This window comes from Ralstonia sp. ASV6 (assembly GCF_016429285.1).
Classification (GTDB): domain Bacteria; phylum Pseudomonadota; class Gammaproteobacteria; order Burkholderiales; family Burkholderiaceae; genus Ralstonia; species Ralstonia flaminis.
Window position 1 is genome coordinate 1 of sequence record NZ_JAELUI010000333.1, and the last position, 748, is coordinate 748.

At 63.8% G+C, this 748-nt stretch carries 1 pseudogene; it reads left to right on the forward strand.

Features of this window, described 5'->3' with window-relative positions:
* Positions 1-153 precede the first annotated feature (153 nt).
* A pseudogene (locus JHD73_RS29790) lies at positions 154-748 on the forward strand (hemagglutinin); the annotation flags it as partial.

Here is a 748-nt window from a genome sequence, read left to right on the forward strand (position 1 = left end):
TCGCTGTCGACCTCGGCGTCGACTGGGATCAGTTCGCTGTCCACGAGCGTTGCCAACGCTGTGCAGTACGACGACAGCACGCACACCAAGGTGACGCTGGGTGGTGTTGGCGCGAGCGCGCCGGTGACACTGACGAACGTGGCAGCGGGTGCGGTGAACGCGACGAGTACGGATGCGATCAACGGCAGCCAGCTGTCTTCGCTGTCGACGTCAGCGTCGACGGGGATCAGCACGGCGCAAAGTGGGGTGAACTCGCTGTCCACTGGCTTGAGCGCGACGAACAGCAATGTCACATCGTTGTCGACGGCGGTCTCGGCCGGACTCGGGAATGCCGTGCAGTACGACGACAGCACGCACGCCAAGGTGACGCTGGGCGGTGTTGGCGCCAGCGCGCCGGTGACACTGACGAACGTGGCAGCGGGTGCGGTGAACGCGACGAGTACGGATGCGATCAACGGCAGCCAGCTGTCTTCGCTGTCGACGTCAGCGTCGACGGGCATCAGCACGGCGCAAAGTGGGGTGAACTCGCTGTCCACTGGCTTGAGCGCGACGAACAGCAATGTCACATCGTTGTCGACGGGCTTGAGCACGACCAACAGCACGGTGACGTCGCTGTCGACCTCGGCATCGACTGGGATCAGCACGGCGCAAAGTGGAGTGAACTCGCTCTCCACAGGCCTGAGCACAACCAACACCGCGCTGACATCGCTGTCGACCTCGGCGTCGACTGGGATCAGTTCGCTGTCCA